Genomic DNA, 15,767 nt, shown 5'->3' on the forward strand with positions numbered 1-15,767 from the left:
TCAGCCTTTGCACAGTTCACATGCGCGCCTGGCACACATTCGCCCGCCCGGCCAGTAGACACGTGTGGGTACAGCATCCACATTCGACCGCCGACCGGGCTGAATCGACACAACTCCCAGCAGCCGAAGGGACACCGGCATGACCGACGGAGTCGACCGCACCGCCGTCGAGGGCCTCACCGTGGAACACCGCACCACCCCGCTCGGCGTGGACGCGGCCCGCCCCGGATTCGGCTGGCGCACCGCCTCCCGGGTGCGCGGTAGGCGACAGACGGCCTACCGCGTCCTGGTCGCGTCCACCCCCGACCGTCTCACCGCCCGCCGCGCGGACGTCTGGGACAGCGGCCGGGTCGACTCGGCGGACTCCGTGGCCGTGCGCTACGCCGGCCCCCCGCTGAAGCCCTCGACCCGCTACCACTGGACGGTCGAGGTCTGGGACGAGAACGGCCACCGGCTCCCCGAGGCCCCCACCGACCGCTTCGAGACCGGCCTGCTCAGCACCGACGGCGTGACCGGCTGGGACGGCGCGCAGTGGATCACCATGGCGGGCAAGGCCCCGAACAGCCCCGGCGCGCCGCTCCTGAGAAGGCAGACGGCCCTGACCGGCGGCCGGGTGCACGAAGCCCGGCTCTACATCTCCGCGCTCGGCGTGTACGACGCCTACGTCAACGGCCGCCGCGTCACCGTCCCCCAGGACGGCCGCCCCACCCGGGAACTCCTCACCCCGGGCTGGACCAACTACGACACCACCGTCAGCTACTTCACCTACGAGGTGACCGGCCTGCTCGCGGACGAACGGCAGGTCACCCTCGCGGCCGTGCTCGGCAACGGCTGGTACAACGGCCGGGTCTCCGAGAACAGCGTCTACTACGCCGAGGACGGCAACCGCCTCGCCCTCAAGGCCAAACTCCTGATCCGCTACGAGGACGGCTCGACCCAGACCGTGGTGACCGCGCCCGGCGACGAGTGGAGGGCCACGGACACCGGCCCCTACCGCGCCGACGACCTCTACGACGGCCAGACCTACGACGCCCGCCGGGAACTGCCCGGCTGGACCGCGAACGGCTTCGACGCCTCCGCCTGGTCCGGCGTCGAGGAACACGACTTCACCACCAGGTTCCCCGGTTCCCGACTCGTGGCCTACCCGGGCGAGTCGGCCCGGCTGGTGCCGCAGTGGGACCGCAGCCCGCGGTCGATCGCCGTCCACACGGGCGGAAGCGATTTCGTCGCCGACCCCGACCGCACGGTCACCGACCCCGCGCGGGCCGCCACCGCCTCCGTCACCCTGCACCCCGGCGACACCGCCGTGATCGACTTCGGCCAGAACCTCGTCGGCGTCCCCCGCTACACCCTCCGCGGCCCGGCCGGCACCCACGTCACCTTCGCGCCGGGGGAGACGCTCAACGGCACCGGCGCGGGCGCCGACGGCCCCGAGGGCTCCGTCTACCGGGCGAACCTCCGCACGGCCAAGGCCACCAGCACCTACATCCTCAAGGGCGACCCTAAGGGCGAGACCCACCAGGACTCCCTGACCTTCTACGGCTTCCGGTACCTCTCCGTCACCACGACCGACACCGTCACCCTCACCGAGGCGACCGCCCGGGTCGCCACTTCCGCCCTCCACGACATCGGCGACATCACCACGGACGCCCCCGACATCAACCAGCTGATCAGCAACGTCCGTTGGGGCCAGCGCGGCAACTACCTGTGGGTCCCCACCGACTGCCCGCAGCGCGACGAACGCTGCGGCTGGACCGGCGACACCCAGGTCTTCGCGGGCACCGGCCTCTACAACGCCGATTCCGTCGCCTTCCTGAGCCACTTCCAGGACATCCTGATCGACTCCCAGCGCACCTACGGCGCCGACGGCGCGCAGTTCCCCTGGATCGCGCCCGGCGCCCGCTACAACGAGCCGGTCCCGGCCAGCGGTTGGGCGGACTGCGGGATCGTCGTGCCCTGGACCGTGTGGCAGATGAGCGGCGACTCCACCATCGTGGACCGCAGTTGGGACGCGATGACGGCCTACATGGACTGGATCCACGCACGCACCGGCGGTACCGGTGCCGGACAGGGCGCGATCTTCGGCGACTGGCTGGCCTTCCAGGTCACCAGCACCCGGCTCGTCAGCGACGCCTACTACGCCTACAGCGCCCGGCTCATGGCGGACATGGCCCGCGCCACCGGCCGCACCGCCGAGGCCCACGCCTACGAGGAGCTCTTCGCGCGGATCAAACGGGCCTTCGTCGCCAGGTACTTGAGCGCCGAGGACGGTCGGCTCATGGTGCGCTCCAGCCTCGGCGACCCGCCGCCGTACACCCCCGGAGACAGCCCCACCCGGCCCGAGGACGACACCCAGACCGCCCTGCTCTGGATCCTCAGACTCGGCCTGTACGACACCGGCGAGCAGCGTCGCCGGCTCGTCGAGCTCCTCGCCCAGAACATCGGCAACTCCGCCGCCTACAAGGCCGCCCACCCCGACAGCACGCGCGCCGGACACGCCGAGAACACCCTGTCGGTCGGCTTCCTCGGCGTCAACGTCCTCGCGCCCGTCCTCACCGAGGAGGGACAGGTGGAGCTGGCGTACGAGCTGTTGCACCAGGACGCCATGCCGTCCTGGCTGTACTCGGTGAAGAACGGCGCGACGACCGTCTGGGAGCGCTGGAACTCCTACTCCAAGGAGGACGGTTTCGGGCCGGTCGAGATGAACTCGTTCAACCACTACTCCTACGGCGCGATCATGGAGTGGATGTACGAGAGCATGGCCGGCATCGCCAAGGACCCGGCCCACCCCGGCTTCAAGCACTTCTTCCTGCGGCCCCACCTCGACCCGACCGGCCGGATCACCCGGGTCACCGGCTCGCACCGGTCGCCGTACGGCGAGATCGTCAGCGCGTGGACGGTGCGCGAGAGCCGCTTCACGCACCGGATCGCCGTCCCCGCCAACAGCACCGCGACCCTGCGCATCCCCACGGCCGACCCCGGCTCCGTGTGCGAGGGCCACACCCCCCTGTCACGCGTCAGGGGAGTGCGGCACCTGGGCTTCGAGGACGGCGTCGCCTCCTACGAACTGCCCTCCGGGCGCTACGAGTTGACCTCCGCGCTCGCCTGATCAGCCACCAGTACCACCTCCAGGGTGCGCGGACCGTGCACCCCCTCGACCCGGTCCAGCTCGATGTCACTGGTCGCCGAAGGACCGGAGATCCAGGTCAACGGGCGTACCGGGTCGAGGCGTTCGAGGGCCTGCGGCACCGAGGAGACGACCTGGTCCGGGACCCGTACGACACAGATGTGATGGTCGGGCACGAGCGTGATGCGGCGGCGGCCCTGGTCGGGTGAGCCGTCCAGCACGATCGTGCCGGTCTCCGCGATCGCCACCGCGCACGCCGTGACCACACTGTCGACGCGGTCCAGCTCGTCCGGGGTGCTCTCCACCCGGTCCGGAACCTGCCCGGCCGCGGCCTCCGCGAGCCAGGACGGCTCCAGGCCCGGCGGCACGAGCACCGTCTTCGCCCCCCGCGCGGCCAGCATCCCGGCGAGGGTGGCGGGGAGGTCGGCCGTCGTGCAGCGGTGCACGATCGCCCGGTAGTCGGCAAGGTTCTCGGCCAGCAGCTCCACGGTCTCCTCGACGCTCCGGTCGCCGTGTTCCCGCAGATAGGCCCGCTCGATCGGGGCGTCCTCACCCGGGGCGTCGGCCAGCGCGCGCCGCACCCGGCCCAGGATCCGTTCCCTGCCGCTCACTTCGAGCCTCCCGTCTCGGAGGTGCCGCCGTCGGTCCGCTGCCACCAGTCGCGGAACGGCTCCGCGGGCACGGCCGGAAGATCCCGGGTACCGCTCCACGCCTTGCCGGGACCCGGCAGGGTACGCGGATGCAGCCGTCGGGTGCGGGAGGCCGCCCGCTGGCCGGTGCGCAGCACACCCGGGTGGGCGAACGCCCAGCGGGCCGCCCGCATCGCCGCCCGCTCGGCCGCGTGCCCCTTGGCCGGTTTGAGCACCACCTTGTTGCCCTCACGGACCACCGGGCCGCCCTGGACGACCCGCTCCCGCAGATGCACCAGCACCTCCGGGATGTCGATGGCGACCGGACAGACCTCGTAGCAGGCCCCGCACAGCGAGGAGGCGTACGGCAGCGAGGCGTCGATCTCGCTCGCGGTGCCCCGGAGCTGGGGGCTGAGGATCGCGCCGATCGGGCCCGGGTAGACCGAGCCGTAGGCGTGTCCGCCGGCCCGCTCGTACACCGGGCAGACGTTCAGGCAGGCCGAGCAGCGGATGCAGCGCAGGGCCTGGCGGCCGACCTCGTCGGCGAGGGTGTCGGAGCGGCCGTTGTCGAGCAGGACCAGGTGGAAGTTCTGCGGGCCGTCCTCGTCGGTGGTGCCGGTCCAGGTGGACGTGTACGGGTTCATGCGCTCGGCGGTCGAGGAGCGGGGGAGGGTCTGGAGGAAGACCTCCAGGTCCTGCCAGGTCGGCACGATCTTCTCGATGCCGACGACCGAGATGAGCGTCTCGGGCAGGGTCAGACACATCCGCCCGTTGCCCTCGGACTCCACGACCACCAGGGTGCCGGTGTCGGCGACCATGAAGTTGGCGCCGGAGACGCCGACCTTGGCGCGCAGGAACTTCTCCCGCAGGTGCAGCCGTGCCGCCTCCGCCAGCTCGGCGGGCGTGTCGGTGAGCCCCTCGGGGGCCGGGCGGCCCCACTCGCTCATCTCGCGCTCGAAGATGTCCCGGATCTCGCCCCGGTTGCGGTGGATCGCCGGGACGAGGATGTGCGAGGGCCGGTCCTTGCCCAACTGCACGATCAGCTCGGCGAGATCGGTCTCGTAGGCCCGGATGCCCGCGGCCTCCAGAGCCTCGTTGAGCCCGATCTCCTGCGTGGCCATCGACTTGACCTTGACGACCTCCGACTCGCCGGTCATCTTGACGAGTTGCGTCACGATCTCGTTGGCCTCGTCGGCGTCGGCGGCCCAGTGCACGGTGCCGCCGGCCGCCACCACCGACTCCTCCAACTGCACGAGGTAGCGGTCGAGATGGCGCAGCGTGTGGTCCTTGATCCGCTTGCCGGCCTCGCGCAGCTCCGCCCAGTCGGAGACCTCGGCGACGGCGTTGGCCCGCTTGGCGCGGATGGTGTGGGTGGCGTGGCGCAGATTGCCGCGCAGGGTCTGGTTGTTGACGGCCTCGTGCGCGGCCTGGGGGAAGGCCGGCATCCCTACGAACGTCCCGCTCATACGGCCGGTTCCTCCTCCGTGCTCGCCAGGATCTCCGCGATGTGCACCGGCCGCATGCCCGACGCCAGCCGGCCCATCGTGCCCCCGATGTGCATCAGACACGAGTTGTCGGCCGCGCACAGCACCTCCGCGCCGGTCGACTCGGCGTTGCGCACCTTGTCCGCGCCCATCGCCGCCGAGACATCGGAGTTCTTCAGCGCGAAGGTGCCGCCGAAGCCACAGCACTCGTCGGCGCCCGGAAGCTCCTTCAGCTCCAGCCCCTTGACCGCCTGGAGGAGCCGCCGGGGCCGGTCGCCGAGCCCGAGACCGCGTAGCCCGTGGCAGGTCGGGTGATAGGTCACCGTGTGCGGGTAGTACGCCCCGACATCGGTCACCCCCAGCACGTCCACCAGGAACTCCGTCAGCTCGTACGTCTTGGGCACCACCGGCGCCAGCGCGGTCGCCAGGCCCTCCCCGCGCCCCTCGGCCCGGGCCCGCTCACCCATCCGCGGATACAGCTCCCGCACCATCGCCCCACACGAGCCGGACGGCGTCACGATCGCCTCGTAGTCCCGGAAGACATCGGAGAAATGCCGGGCCAGCGGCTCCGCCTCATGACGGTAGCCGGTGTTGTAGTGCGCCTGCCCGCAGCAGGTCTGGGACATCGGGAAGTCGACGTCCACGCCCAGCCTGGTCAGCAGTTTCACCACAGCGCGCCCGGTGTCCGGATAGAGCGTGTCGTTGACACAGGTCAGGAACAGGGCGACACGCATCGCGGCTCCTTGTGGTCGATCATCGGATGAGTGCAGCGTAGCCCGGGGGAGAAGCCGGGGGGAGAGCCAGGTCAGGACCCGGCGAGCCGGGCCTGCGCCTCGCGCCACCGCGCGGGGTCGCCCTGGGGCTCGTACCGGGTCAGCGGCTGGGTCCGGGTGAGCAGCGCGCGCCCGCCCGCGAGGTCGCTCACGAGCCCGTGGGCCCGCGCCTGGACCAGCACGTTCCCGAGCGCGGCCGCCTCGGTCGGTCCCGCCACCACCGGCAGCCCGCAGGCGTCGGCGGTCAGCTGGCACAGCAGGGCGTTGCGGGTACCGCCCCCGACGACGTGCACGACGTCGACGGGGTGATCGGCGAGCCGCTGCGCCTCCTCGACCGCCGTGCGGTGGGCGAGGGCCAGCGAGTCGAGGATGCACCGCGTGACCTCGGCGGGCGTCTCGGGCACCGGCTGCCCCGAGGCACGGCACGCCTCGGCGATCCGCTCCGGCATCCGGCCCGGCGCGAGGAACCTCGCGTCGCCCGCGTCCACCACCGACCGCAGCGCCGGCACCTTGGCCGCCTCCAGCAGCAGTTCGCCCAGGTCCGGGTCGCCCCAGGCCCGCACGCACTCCTGGAGCAGCCACAGCCCCATGATGTTCCGCAGGTACCGGACCGTGCCGTCGAGCCCCAGTTCGTTGGTGAAGTTGGCGGCCCGGCTCTCCTCCGTCAGCACCGGCGCGTCCAGTTCGAGCCCCGCCAGGGACCAGGTGCCGGTGCAGATGTAGGCGAACCGCTCACCGGACGCCGGGACGGCGGCCACCGCGGAGGCGGTGTCGTGCGAGCCGACGGCCGTGACCGGGACCGGCCCTCGCAGGCCCGTCTCCTCCAGCACCTCGGGCCGCAGCATTCCCGCCGGATCACCCGGCTGCCGCAGCGGCGCGAACAACTCCAGGTCGATACCGAGACGCGAGGCGATGTCGTACGACCATCCGCGCGTCCGGGGGTCGATCAGCTGGGTCGTCGAGGCGTTGGTGAGCTCGGTGCCCTGCTCGCCGGTGAGCCAGTAGGTGAGCAGATCGGGGACGAGCAACAGCCGCTCGGCCCCGGCGAGTTGGTCGGCGACCAGCTGGTACAGCGTGTTGAAGGGCGCGTACTGGAGCCCGGTCGCCGCGTACAACTCCGGCGCGGGCACGGTCGCCCACACCTTCTCGGCGACGCCCTCGGTGCGGGAGTCCCGGTAGTGCACCGGGTTGCCGAGCAGGGCCCCGTCGGCGTCCAGCAGCCCGTAGTCCACGGCCCAGCTGTCGATGCCGACGGAGTCGACCTGCCCGGCGGCCCGGAGCCCGTCCAGGACACCGCCGTAGAGCGAGAGGATGTCCCAGCGCAGGCCCTCGGGCAGCCGCACGGGCCGGTTCACGAACCGGTGGGCCTCGGTCAGTTCCAGGCTGTCGGGGCCGACGCGGCCGACCATGACCCGTCCGCTGGACGCGCCGAGGTCGACCGCGGCGTACGACTTCACGGACCCGCTCATCGCAGGAAGGCGGCCGCGACGCCGGCGTCGACCGGGACGTGCAGGCCGGTGGTGTGGGTCAACTCCCCGCCGGTCAGCGCGAACACGGCGTTCGCCACGTGCTCGGGGAGCACCTCGCGCTTGAGGATGGTCCGCTGGGCGTAGAACTCGCCGAGCTTCTCCTCCTCCACCCCGTACACGGCCGCCCGCTGGGCACCCCAGCCACCGGCGAAGATGCCGGACCCGCGCACCACGCCGTCCGGGTTCACGCCGTTGACGCGGATGCCGTGCTCACCCAACTCGGCGGCGAGCAGCCGGACCTGGTGGGCCTGGTCGGCCTTGGTGGCGGAGTAGGCGATGTTGTTGGGGCCGGCGAACACGGCGTTCTTGGAGGCGATGTAGACGATGTCGCCGCCCAGCTTCTGCGCGATCATCACCCGGGCCGCCTCGCGGGACACCAGGAAGGAACCGCGCGCCATGATGTCGTGCTGGAGGTCCCAGTCGCGCGCCGACGTCTCCAGGAGGGGCTTGGAGATGGAGATGCCGGCGTTGTTGACGACGAGGTCCACGCCGCCGAAGGCCAGCACCGCGGCGCGGAACGACTGGGCGATCTGCTCCTCGTCCGTCACGTCCACGGTCACGGCGACGGCCTTGTCGGGCCCGCCGAGTTCCTCGGCCACCGCGGCGGCGTTCTCGGCGTTGAGGTCGGCGACCACGACACACGCGCCCTCGGCGACCAGCCGCTCGGCGATGGCCTTGCCGATACCGCTGCCCGCACCGGTGACCAGCGCGACCCGCGTGGCGAGCGGCTTGGGCTTCGGCATCCGCTGGAGCTTGGCCTCCTCCAGCGCCCAGTACTCGATGCGGAACTTCTCGGACTCCTCGATCGGCGCGTACGACGAGACGGCCTCCGCGCCCCGCATCACGTTGATCGCGTTGACGTAGAACTCGCCGGCGACCCGGGCGGTCTGCTTGTCCTTGCCGAAGGAGAACATGCCGACACCCGGGATCAGCACGATCGCCGGGTCGGCGCCGCGCATGGCGGGGGAGTCGGGCAGGGCGTGCCGCCGGTAGTAGGCGGCGTACTCCTCGCGGTACTCGGCGTGCAGCGCGTCCAGCCGCGCGACGGCCTCCTCCAGCGGAGCGGTCGGCGGCAGGTCGAGGACGAGCGGCCGCACCTTGGTGCGCAGGAAGTGGTCGGGGCAGGAGGTGCCGAGCGCGGCGAGCCGCGGGTGCTCCGCACGCGCCAGGAACTCCAGCACCGGCTCGGAGTCGTTGAAGTGCCCGACCTGCGGCTTGTCCTGGGAGGCGAGGGCCCGGACGTACGGCGCGAGCGCGGCGGCCCGCTCCTTCCGCTCGGCCTCGCCGAGCGGGCCGTACCCCTCGATGACGGGCCCGAAGGGCTCGGCCTTGCCGCGCTCCTGAAGGAACTTCTCGGCGGTCCGGATGATGTGCAGCGAGTTCTTCTCGCACTCCTCGGCGGTGTCGCCCCAGGCGGTGATGCCGTGGCCGCCGAGGACGACCCCGACGGCCTGCGGGTTGGCGGCCTTGATGGCGGCGATGTCCAGCCCCAGCTGGAACCCGGGCCGCCGCCACGGCACCCAGGCGACGGTGTCCCCGAAGCACTCGGCGGTCAGCTTCTCCCCGTCGGCGGCGCAGGCGAGAGCGATACCGGAATCAGGATGCAGATGATCGACGTGGGCGGCCTCGACGAGCCCGTGCATCGCGGTGTCGATGGAGGGAGCGGCACCGCCCTTGCCGTGCAGGCAGTAGTCGAACGCGGCGACCATCTCGTCCTCGCGCTTGACCCCCGGGTACACGTCGACGAGCGCCCGCATCCGGTCCAGCCGCAGCACGGCCAACCCGGCCTCGGTCAGCGTCCCGAGATCACCCCCGGACCCCTTGACCCACATCAGCTCCACATCACCCCCGGTGACGGGATCGGTGTCGGTCCCCTTGGCGGACGCGTTGCCCCCGGCGTAGTTGGTGTTACGGGGATCGGAGCCAAGCCGACGGGAACGAGCGAGAAGGGCGGCGGCTTCGGGATGGGTAGCCATGACTTTCGGTTCCTTACTGAGGAAAGGGCGAGGTTGTGCTTTTAGGGGCGCGGGGAACTGCGCGACCAGCCACAGACGGCCGGCAGACCGCAGTCTTCGGAACGTGGCAGACGCTTACGCCCCCCACCCGGCCTGCTCCCCACCAACGCGCTCGGCCACGATCTTCTCCGCCCACCCGGACCTCCGATACGCGGCGATCGGGTTCGCGTCGAGCCCCATCTCCCCACGCACCTCCGCAAGCAGCGGCCGCACATCCGTGTTGTACGCATCCATCAGCACGGCGTTCGCCTCGAGAACATCCCCCTCGCGCTGAGCCACGGCAAGAGCCTCACGGTCGACCAGCAGAGCCTTCGCCGTCGCCTCCTGCACGTTCATCACGGACCGGATGATCGCCGGGATCTTCGCCTCGATGTTGTGGCACTGGTCGAGCATGAACGCCACGTCGGGCGTGAAGCCACCGCCACGGATGACCTCGTACATGATCCGGAACAGCTGGAACGGATCCGCCGCCCCCACCATGAGGTCGTCGTCCGCGTAGAACCGCGAGTTGAAGTCGAACCCGCCGAGCTTCCCCTCCCGCAGCAGCGTGGCGACGATGAACTCGATGTTGGTCCCCGGCGCGTGGTGCCCCGTGTCGACGACGACCTGTGCCTTCTCCCCGAGCTTCAGGCAGTGCGCGTACGCCGTCCCCCAGTCCGGCACGTCCGTCGAGTAGAAGGCCGGCTCGAAGAACTTGTACTCGAGCAGCATCCGCTGCCCGTCACCCAGACGGTCGTACACCTCGGAGAGACCTTCGGCGAGCCGGTCCTGCCGGGCCCGCAGATCGTCCTGACCGGGATAGTTCGTGCCGTCGGCGAACCACAGCTTGAGGTCCGTGGAGCCCGTCGCGTCCATGATGTCGACGCACTCCAGCAGATGGTCGAGAGCCTTCCGCCGTACGGCCGCCTCCGGATGGCAGATGCTGCCCAGCTTGTAGGCGTCGTCCTGGAAGGTGTTGGAGTTGATGGCGCCCAGCTTCACGCCCCGCTCCTCGGCGAACTTCGCCAGCGCGGCGTAGTCCTCGACCTTGTCCCACGGGATGTGCAGCGCGACGGTCGGGGCGACCCCGGTGAACGCGTGCACCTGCGCCGCGTCCTCCAGTTTCTCCTGCGGGGTACGCGGTACGCCCTGCTGGGCGAACACCTTGAAGCGGGTCCCCGAGTTCCCGTACGCCCACGACGGCGTCTCGACGGCCTGGGTCTTGAGCGCGGCCTTCACCGCGGCGAGCTCGGTCACTTGAGGGCTCCTGTGACGTCGGGTCCGAAGGGCTTGCGAACTGCTTCTCTGTGAAACGATTCAAGACGGGAAAGTATGAGTAGCTCGCAAGGGTGTCAACCCCTGCGGCCAAGGCTGTTGCCCGTGACCCTGCCGTGACCTGAGTTCATCGAAAGATTTTCGACACGGACCCATTGACGTGACATGCGCTCCATGCCTAACGTCCCGGCAACCAAGTTGAAACCTTTCACGACGCCGTGAGGGCCGTCCCGCCGGCGTCGTCGAGGAGCCCCCAATGACCCACCCGTCCACCACGGGTCCGGCCCCGGTACTCGCTCTCAAGGACATCTCGAAGTCCTTCGGCGCGGTCCGCGCCCTGCGGGACGTCTCCCTGGAGCTGTTCCCCGGGGAGGTACACGCCCTCGCCGGCGAGAACGGCGCGGGCAAGTCGACCCTCATCAAGACCCTCGCAGGAGTGCACCGACCGGACACCGGCCAGGTACTGCTCGACGGCGAGCCGGTCGTCTTCCACGGTCCCGGCGACGCCCGCGACGCCGGTATCGCCGTGATCTACCAGGAGCCGACGCTCTTTCCCGACCTCTCGATCGCCGAGAACATCTTCATGGGCCGCCAGCCCCGGCGCGCCCTGGGCCGGATCGACCACAAGGCCACGCACGCCTCGACCCTGGCCCTGATGCAGCGCCTCGGTGTCGAGCTCGACCCCGACCGTCCGGCACGCGGCCTGTCCATCGCCGACCAGCAGATCGTCGAGATCGCCAAGGCGCTGTCCTTCGAGGCCCGCGTCCTGATCATGGACGAGCCCACGGCGGCTCTGACCGGCAGCGAGGTGGCCCGCCTCTTCGGTGTCGTCAAGACGCTGCGCGAACAGGGCGCCGCCGTCCTGTTCATCTCGCACCGCCTGGAGGAGATCTTCCAGATCTGCCAGACGGTCACCACCCTGCGCGACGGCGCCTGGATCTCCAGCGAGCCGATCGAGGGCATGACCGAGGACGACCTCGTCCGCCGCATGGTCGGCCGCGACCTCGAGGAGCTCTACCCCAAGCAGGACGTACGGCCCGGAGAGGTCGCGCTCACGGTGAGCCGGCTGACCCGGGAGGGCGTCTTCACCGATGTCTCGTTCGAGGTCAGGCGCGGCGAGATCGTAGGACTTGCGGGACTCGTCGGAGCGGGCCGCACCGAGGTCGCCCGGGCGGTGTTCGGCATCGACCGCTGGGACGCCGGAGAGGTCTCCGTGGACGGCAGGGCACTGGTCAACGGCGCCCCGTCCACCGCGATGGCCGCGGGCCTCGCGCTGGTCCCCGAGGACCGGCGCGCCCAGGGCCTGGTGATGGACATGTCCATCGAACGGAACATCGGCCTCACCGGTCTGAGGACGACCGTCAAGGCCGGCCTGATGGACCGCGGCGCCGAACGCAGCCGCTCCCTCGACTGGGCCGTCAAGCTCCAGGTGAAGTACGCCCGGATCGCCGACACGGTGAACACCCTGTCGGGCGGCAACCAGCAGAAGGTCGTCCTCGCCAAGTGGCTGGCCACCGGCCCCAAGGTGCTCATCGTCGACGAGCCGACCCGGGGCATCGACGTCGGCACCAAGGCCGAGGTGCACCGGCTGCTCAGCGAACTGGCCGCCGACGGGGTGGCCGTCCTGATGATCTCCTCCGACCTGCCCGAGATCCTCGGCATGGCCGACCGCGTGCTCGTGATGCACGAGGGCCGCCTGACCGCCGAGATCCCGCGCTCCGACGCCACCGAGGAAACCGTGATGGCCGCAGCCACCGGGAGGGCCGCCGCATGACGGTCACCACCCCTCAGCAGGCCCCTCCCGCCGAGGTGCCCAAGTCCAGCGGCACCCGCCTGGTCGACCGCGTCTTCAAGATGCGCGAGCTCGCCATCCTGGTCGTCTTCCTGGTGATGATCGTCGTCACCCAGATCGGGAACAGCGACTTCCTCACCGAGCAGGGCATCAAGGACCTGCTGCTCAACGCCACGATCCTGGTGCTGGTCGCCACCGGCCAGTCGCTGGTGGTCATCACGAGGAACGTCGACCTCTCGGTCGGCTCCACCCTCGGCATCAGCGCCTTCGCCGCCGGCACGTATCTCCAGGGCGGCGGGAACCCCGTCGTGGCGATCGTGCTCGCGACCTTGATGGGCATCGGCTTCGGCCTCCTCAACGGCCTCCTCGTCAGCCTCGGCCAGGTCCCCGCGCTGGTGGTCACCCTCGGCACGCTCTACATCATCCGGGGCATCGACTCCATCTGGGTCGGCTCCCGGCAGATCACCGCGGCCGACCTCCCCGACGGCTTCGTGAACTTCGGCTCCGGCGGAATCTCCGCGGTGCCCTGGCTGGCGCTGATCGCACTCGCGGTGCTCGTCGCCACCGCCTACTACCTCAAGCACTTCGGCAGCGGACGCGAGCTGTACGCGCTCGGCTCCAACCCCGAGGCCGCACGGCTCGCCGGTATCCCGGTGCGCAAGCGGATCCTGGCCGCGTACACCTTCTGCGGCGGCCTCGCCGGCCTCGCCGGGGCGATGTACCTGGCCCGGTTCGGCAACGTCGACTCCGGGACCGGCACCGGCTACGAACTGACCGTCGTCAGTGCGGTCGTGGTCGGCGGTGTGGTCTTCACCGGCGGCTCCGGCAGCGTCTACGGCGCGGCCCTCGGCGCCCTGCTGCTGACCTCCATCAACAGCGTGCTGCCCGCCCTCGGCGTCAGCTCGGTCTGGGTGCTCGCCATCAACGGCATCCTGCTCATCCTCGCCATCGCGGTCGACCGGGTCGTCGCGCTGCGCGTGGCCTCCGCCCTGAAGAAGAGGAACGCCCGCCATGCCTGACTCCCTCACGCGTGCGATCCGCTGGGACACGGTCGTCGGCGCCCTCCTGATCGTGGTCCTGCTGCTGTCCTTCGGCACCGTCGACGGCTTCGGCAACGCGCTGAACCTCTCGTTCCTGATCGGCAACACCCTGCCGATCGCGCTGATCGCCCTGCCCATGACCCTGCTCGTGGTCTCCGGCGAGATCGACCTCTCGGTCGCCTCCACCGCCGGTCTGTCCGGCGCGGTGATGGGCGCCCTGTGGAACCAGGGCCTCACGATCGAAATGATCATCCCGATCTGCCTGGTCCTCGGTGTGGTCTGCGGGCTGATCAACGGCCTGCTCGTCACCCGGCTCGGCCTGCCCTCCCTCGCCGTCACCATCGGCACCCTCGCCGCCTACCGGGGCATCGCACAGATCGTGCTCGGCTCCGACGCGGTGACCGACTTCCCGACCCAGTACCTGGACTTCGCGGCCGGGCGGATCGGGGACACCTTCATCCCGCAGGCGTTCATCCCCTTCCTCGTCCTCTTCGCGATCGCCGTGGTCGTCCTGCACGCCACGCCGTTCGGACGGTCGGTGTTCGCGACCGGCGCGAGCGAGGAGGCGGCCCGGTTCGCCGGCATCCGCGTCAAGCGGCAGAAGCTCATCCTGTTCACGGTGACCGGCCTGATGGCCTCCCTCACCGGCATCTTCTGGGCGCTGCACTACGCCAGCGCCCGCTACGACAACGCCACCGGGCTCGAACTCTCCGTCGTGGCCGCCGTGTTGCTGGGCGGTATCGACTTCGACGGCGGCAAGGGCACGTTGGGCGGCGCCATCGCCGGGGTCTTCCTGCTCGGCACGTTGCAGAACGTGATGAGTCTGCAGGACGTCTCCGCGCAGTCGCAGATCGTCGTCACCGGTGTGTTGCTCGTGTTGTCCGTTCTCGGCCCCAGGGTCGCGCGTCAGGTCGCTGTGGCGAGGGCCGCGCGTTCTTCCACTGGATAGGCCGTCGGTCGGCTGCGGGCCCGTTGTGGCTGGTCGCGCAGTTCCCCGCGCCCCTAGGGCGCTTCCGCTCACCTTCTTTCAAAGGAAACTCCGTCATGCGTAAGTCATCCCTCCGGCGTGCCTGCGTCGCCCTCGCCGCCGTCAGCTCTCTCGCCCTCACCGCCACCGCGTGCGGTGGCACCACCAAGAAGGACGTGCAGGACGAGGGTGCCTCGGCCGCCTCCACCGCCAAGGCCGACCCGAACGCGGCCACCAAGAAGGGCCTCACCGTCGGCTTCCTGCCCAAGCAGGTCAACAACCCGTACTTCACCTCCGCCGACAAGGGCGGCGAGCAGGCGCTGACCGAACTGGGCAGCAAGTACAAGGAGGTCGGTCCCTCCAGCGCCACCGACACCGCCGGCCAGGTCTCCTACGTCAACACGCTCACCCAGCAGCAGGTCAACGCGATGGCCGTGTCCGCGCAGGACCCGGGCGCCCTGTGCACCGCGCTGAAGCAGGCGATGTCCAACGACATCAAGGTCGTCACCTACGACTCCGACACCAAGCCGGAGTGCCGCAACGCCTTCGTCTCGCAGGCCTCCGCCGAGGACCTCGGCCGCACCGAGGTGCAGCTGCTCGCCGAGCAGATCGGCTACAAGGGCGAGATCGCGATCCTGTCCGCCGCGCAGACCGCGACGAACCAGAACACCTGGATCGACTTCATGAAGGACGAGCTGAAGGACCCGAAGTACAAGAACATCAAGCTCGTCAAGGTCGCGTACGGCAACGACGACGCCCAGCAGTCCTTCCAGCAGACCCAGGGCCTGCTCCAGGAGTACCCGAACCTGAAGGGGATCATCTCCCCGACCACGGTCGGCATCAAGGCGGCCGCCCAGTACCTCTCCGGCTCCAAGTACAAGGGCAAGGTCAAGCTGACCGGCCTCGGCACCCCCAACGACATGCGCAAGTACGTCAAGAACGGCACCGTCGAGGCGTTCGAGCTGTGGGACCCGTCGAAGCTGGGCGCCCTCGCCGCGCAGACCGCCGTCGCCCTGGTCTCCGGCCAGATCACCGGCAAGGAGGGCGAGACCTTCAAGGCCGGCGACACGACGTACACCATCGGCAAGGACGGCGTGATCAACCTCGGCAAGCCGACCGTGTTCGACGCCAAGAACATCGACCAGTTCAACTTCTGA

11 protein-coding genes are annotated in these 15,767 nt (G+C 70.3%); 5 read left to right on the forward strand and 6 right to left on the reverse strand.

Translation table 11 applies throughout. The annotated features are described in order from the left end of the window. The first annotated feature begins 139 nt into the window (after window positions 1-139). The gene (locus AC2XR2_RS40255; protein WP_491517831.1) at window positions 140-3,109 is read left to right on the forward strand and encodes a family 78 glycoside hydrolase catalytic domain; all 2,970 of its coding nucleotides are present in this window, start codon (window positions 140-142) and stop codon (window positions 3,107-3,109) included. Here the strand turns inward: AC2XR2_RS40255 and AC2XR2_RS40260 are convergent. The 6 genes from AC2XR2_RS40260 to rhaI form a co-directional block, all read right to left on the reverse strand. After that, the gene (locus AC2XR2_RS40260) at window positions 3,082-3,738 is read right to left on the reverse strand and encodes a LutC/YkgG family protein (RefSeq protein WP_491517832.1); all 657 of its coding nucleotides are present in this window, start codon (window positions 3,736-3,738) and stop codon (window positions 3,082-3,084) included. The two genes, AC2XR2_RS40255 and AC2XR2_RS40260, sit on opposite strands and share 28 nt — an antisense overlap. Beyond that, on the reverse strand, window positions 3,735-5,222 hold the full coding sequence (locus AC2XR2_RS40265; RefSeq protein WP_381296805.1) for a LutB/LldF family L-lactate oxidation iron-sulfur protein: 1,488 nt from the start codon (window positions 5,220-5,222) through the stop codon (window positions 3,735-3,737). The genes AC2XR2_RS40260 and AC2XR2_RS40265 overlap by 4 nt, the downstream gene beginning before the upstream one ends. Further along, entirely contained in the window at window positions 5,219-5,974 is a 756-nt protein-coding gene (locus AC2XR2_RS40270; RefSeq protein WP_491517833.1) for a (Fe-S)-binding protein, read from the reverse strand. Before AC2XR2_RS40270 ends, AC2XR2_RS40265 begins: the two co-directional genes overlap by 4 nt. Before the next feature lie 71 nt (window positions 5,975-6,045). After that, window positions 6,046-7,482 (reverse strand): rhamnulokinase, encoded by a 1,437-nt coding sequence (locus AC2XR2_RS40275; protein ID WP_491517834.1) that lies wholly within the window; start codon window positions 7,480-7,482, stop codon window positions 6,046-6,048. Further along, the gene (locus tag AC2XR2_RS40280) at window positions 7,479-9,518 is read right to left on the reverse strand and encodes a bifunctional aldolase/short-chain dehydrogenase (protein ID WP_491517835.1); all 2,040 of its coding nucleotides are present in this window, start codon (window positions 9,516-9,518) and stop codon (window positions 7,479-7,481) included. The genes AC2XR2_RS40275 and AC2XR2_RS40280 overlap by 4 nt, the downstream gene beginning before the upstream one ends. A 114-nt stretch (window positions 9,519-9,632) precedes the next feature. After that, complete coding sequence (gene rhaI, locus AC2XR2_RS40285) at window positions 9,633-10,793, reverse strand: L-rhamnose isomerase (RefSeq protein ID WP_330262633.1); 1,161 nt, start codon at window positions 10,791-10,793, stop codon at window positions 9,633-9,635. 274 nt (window positions 10,794-11,067) lie between these two features. On the opposite strand from rhaI, the gene AC2XR2_RS40290 reads away from it, so the two are divergent. From AC2XR2_RS40290 to rhaS, 4 genes are all read left to right on the forward strand, one after another. Further along, entirely contained in the window at window positions 11,068-12,585 is a 1,518-nt protein-coding gene (locus AC2XR2_RS40290) for a sugar ABC transporter ATP-binding protein (protein ID WP_491517836.1), read from the forward strand. After that, entirely contained in the window at window positions 12,582-13,622 is a 1,041-nt protein-coding gene (locus AC2XR2_RS40295; protein ID WP_381296795.1) for an ABC transporter permease, read from the forward strand. Before AC2XR2_RS40290 ends, AC2XR2_RS40295 begins: the two co-directional genes overlap by 4 nt. Further along, on the forward strand, window positions 13,615-14,592 hold the full coding sequence (locus AC2XR2_RS40300) for an ABC transporter permease (protein ID WP_330262630.1): 978 nt from the start codon (window positions 13,615-13,617) through the stop codon (window positions 14,590-14,592). The genes AC2XR2_RS40295 and AC2XR2_RS40300 overlap by 8 nt, the downstream gene beginning before the upstream one ends. 95 nt (window positions 14,593-14,687) lie before the next feature. Next, complete coding sequence (rhaS, locus tag AC2XR2_RS40305; protein WP_381296793.1) at window positions 14,688-15,767, forward strand: rhamnose ABC transporter substrate-binding protein; 1,080 nt, start codon at window positions 14,688-14,690, stop codon at window positions 15,765-15,767.

It is taken from the genome of Streptomyces sp. LS-MS-L19, assembly GCF_058382285.1.

Excerpts from the sequence above, each read along its gene's own strand:
- AC2XR2_RS40255 (WP_491517831.1), top strand. The coding sequence starts at position 140 with ATGACCGACGGAGTCGACCGCACCGCCGTCGAGGGCCTCACCGTGGAA.
- AC2XR2_RS40265 (WP_381296805.1), bottom strand. The coding sequence starts at position 5,222 with ATGAGCGGGACGTTCGTAGGGATGCCGGCCTTCCCCCAGGCCGCGCAC.
- AC2XR2_RS40270 (WP_491517833.1), bottom strand. The coding sequence starts at position 5,974 with ATGCGTGTCGCCCTGTTCCTGACCTGTGTCAACGACACGCTCTATCCG.
- AC2XR2_RS40275 (WP_491517834.1), bottom strand. The coding sequence starts at position 7,482 with ATGAGCGGGTCCGTGAAGTCGTACGCCGCGGTCGACCTCGGCGCGTCC.
- AC2XR2_RS40280 (WP_491517835.1), bottom strand. The coding sequence starts at position 9,518 with ATGGCTACCCATCCCGAAGCCGCCGCCCTTCTCGCTCGTTCCCGTCGG.
- AC2XR2_RS40290 (WP_491517836.1), top strand. The coding sequence starts at position 11,068 with ATGACCCACCCGTCCACCACGGGTCCGGCCCCGGTACTCGCTCTCAAG.
- AC2XR2_RS40295 (WP_381296795.1), top strand. The coding sequence starts at position 12,582 with ATGACGGTCACCACCCCTCAGCAGGCCCCTCCCGCCGAGGTGCCCAAG.
- AC2XR2_RS40300 (WP_330262630.1), top strand. The coding sequence starts at position 13,615 with ATGCCTGACTCCCTCACGCGTGCGATCCGCTGGGACACGGTCGTCGGC.
- rhaS (WP_381296793.1), top strand. The coding sequence starts at position 14,688 with ATGCGTAAGTCATCCCTCCGGCGTGCCTGCGTCGCCCTCGCCGCCGTC.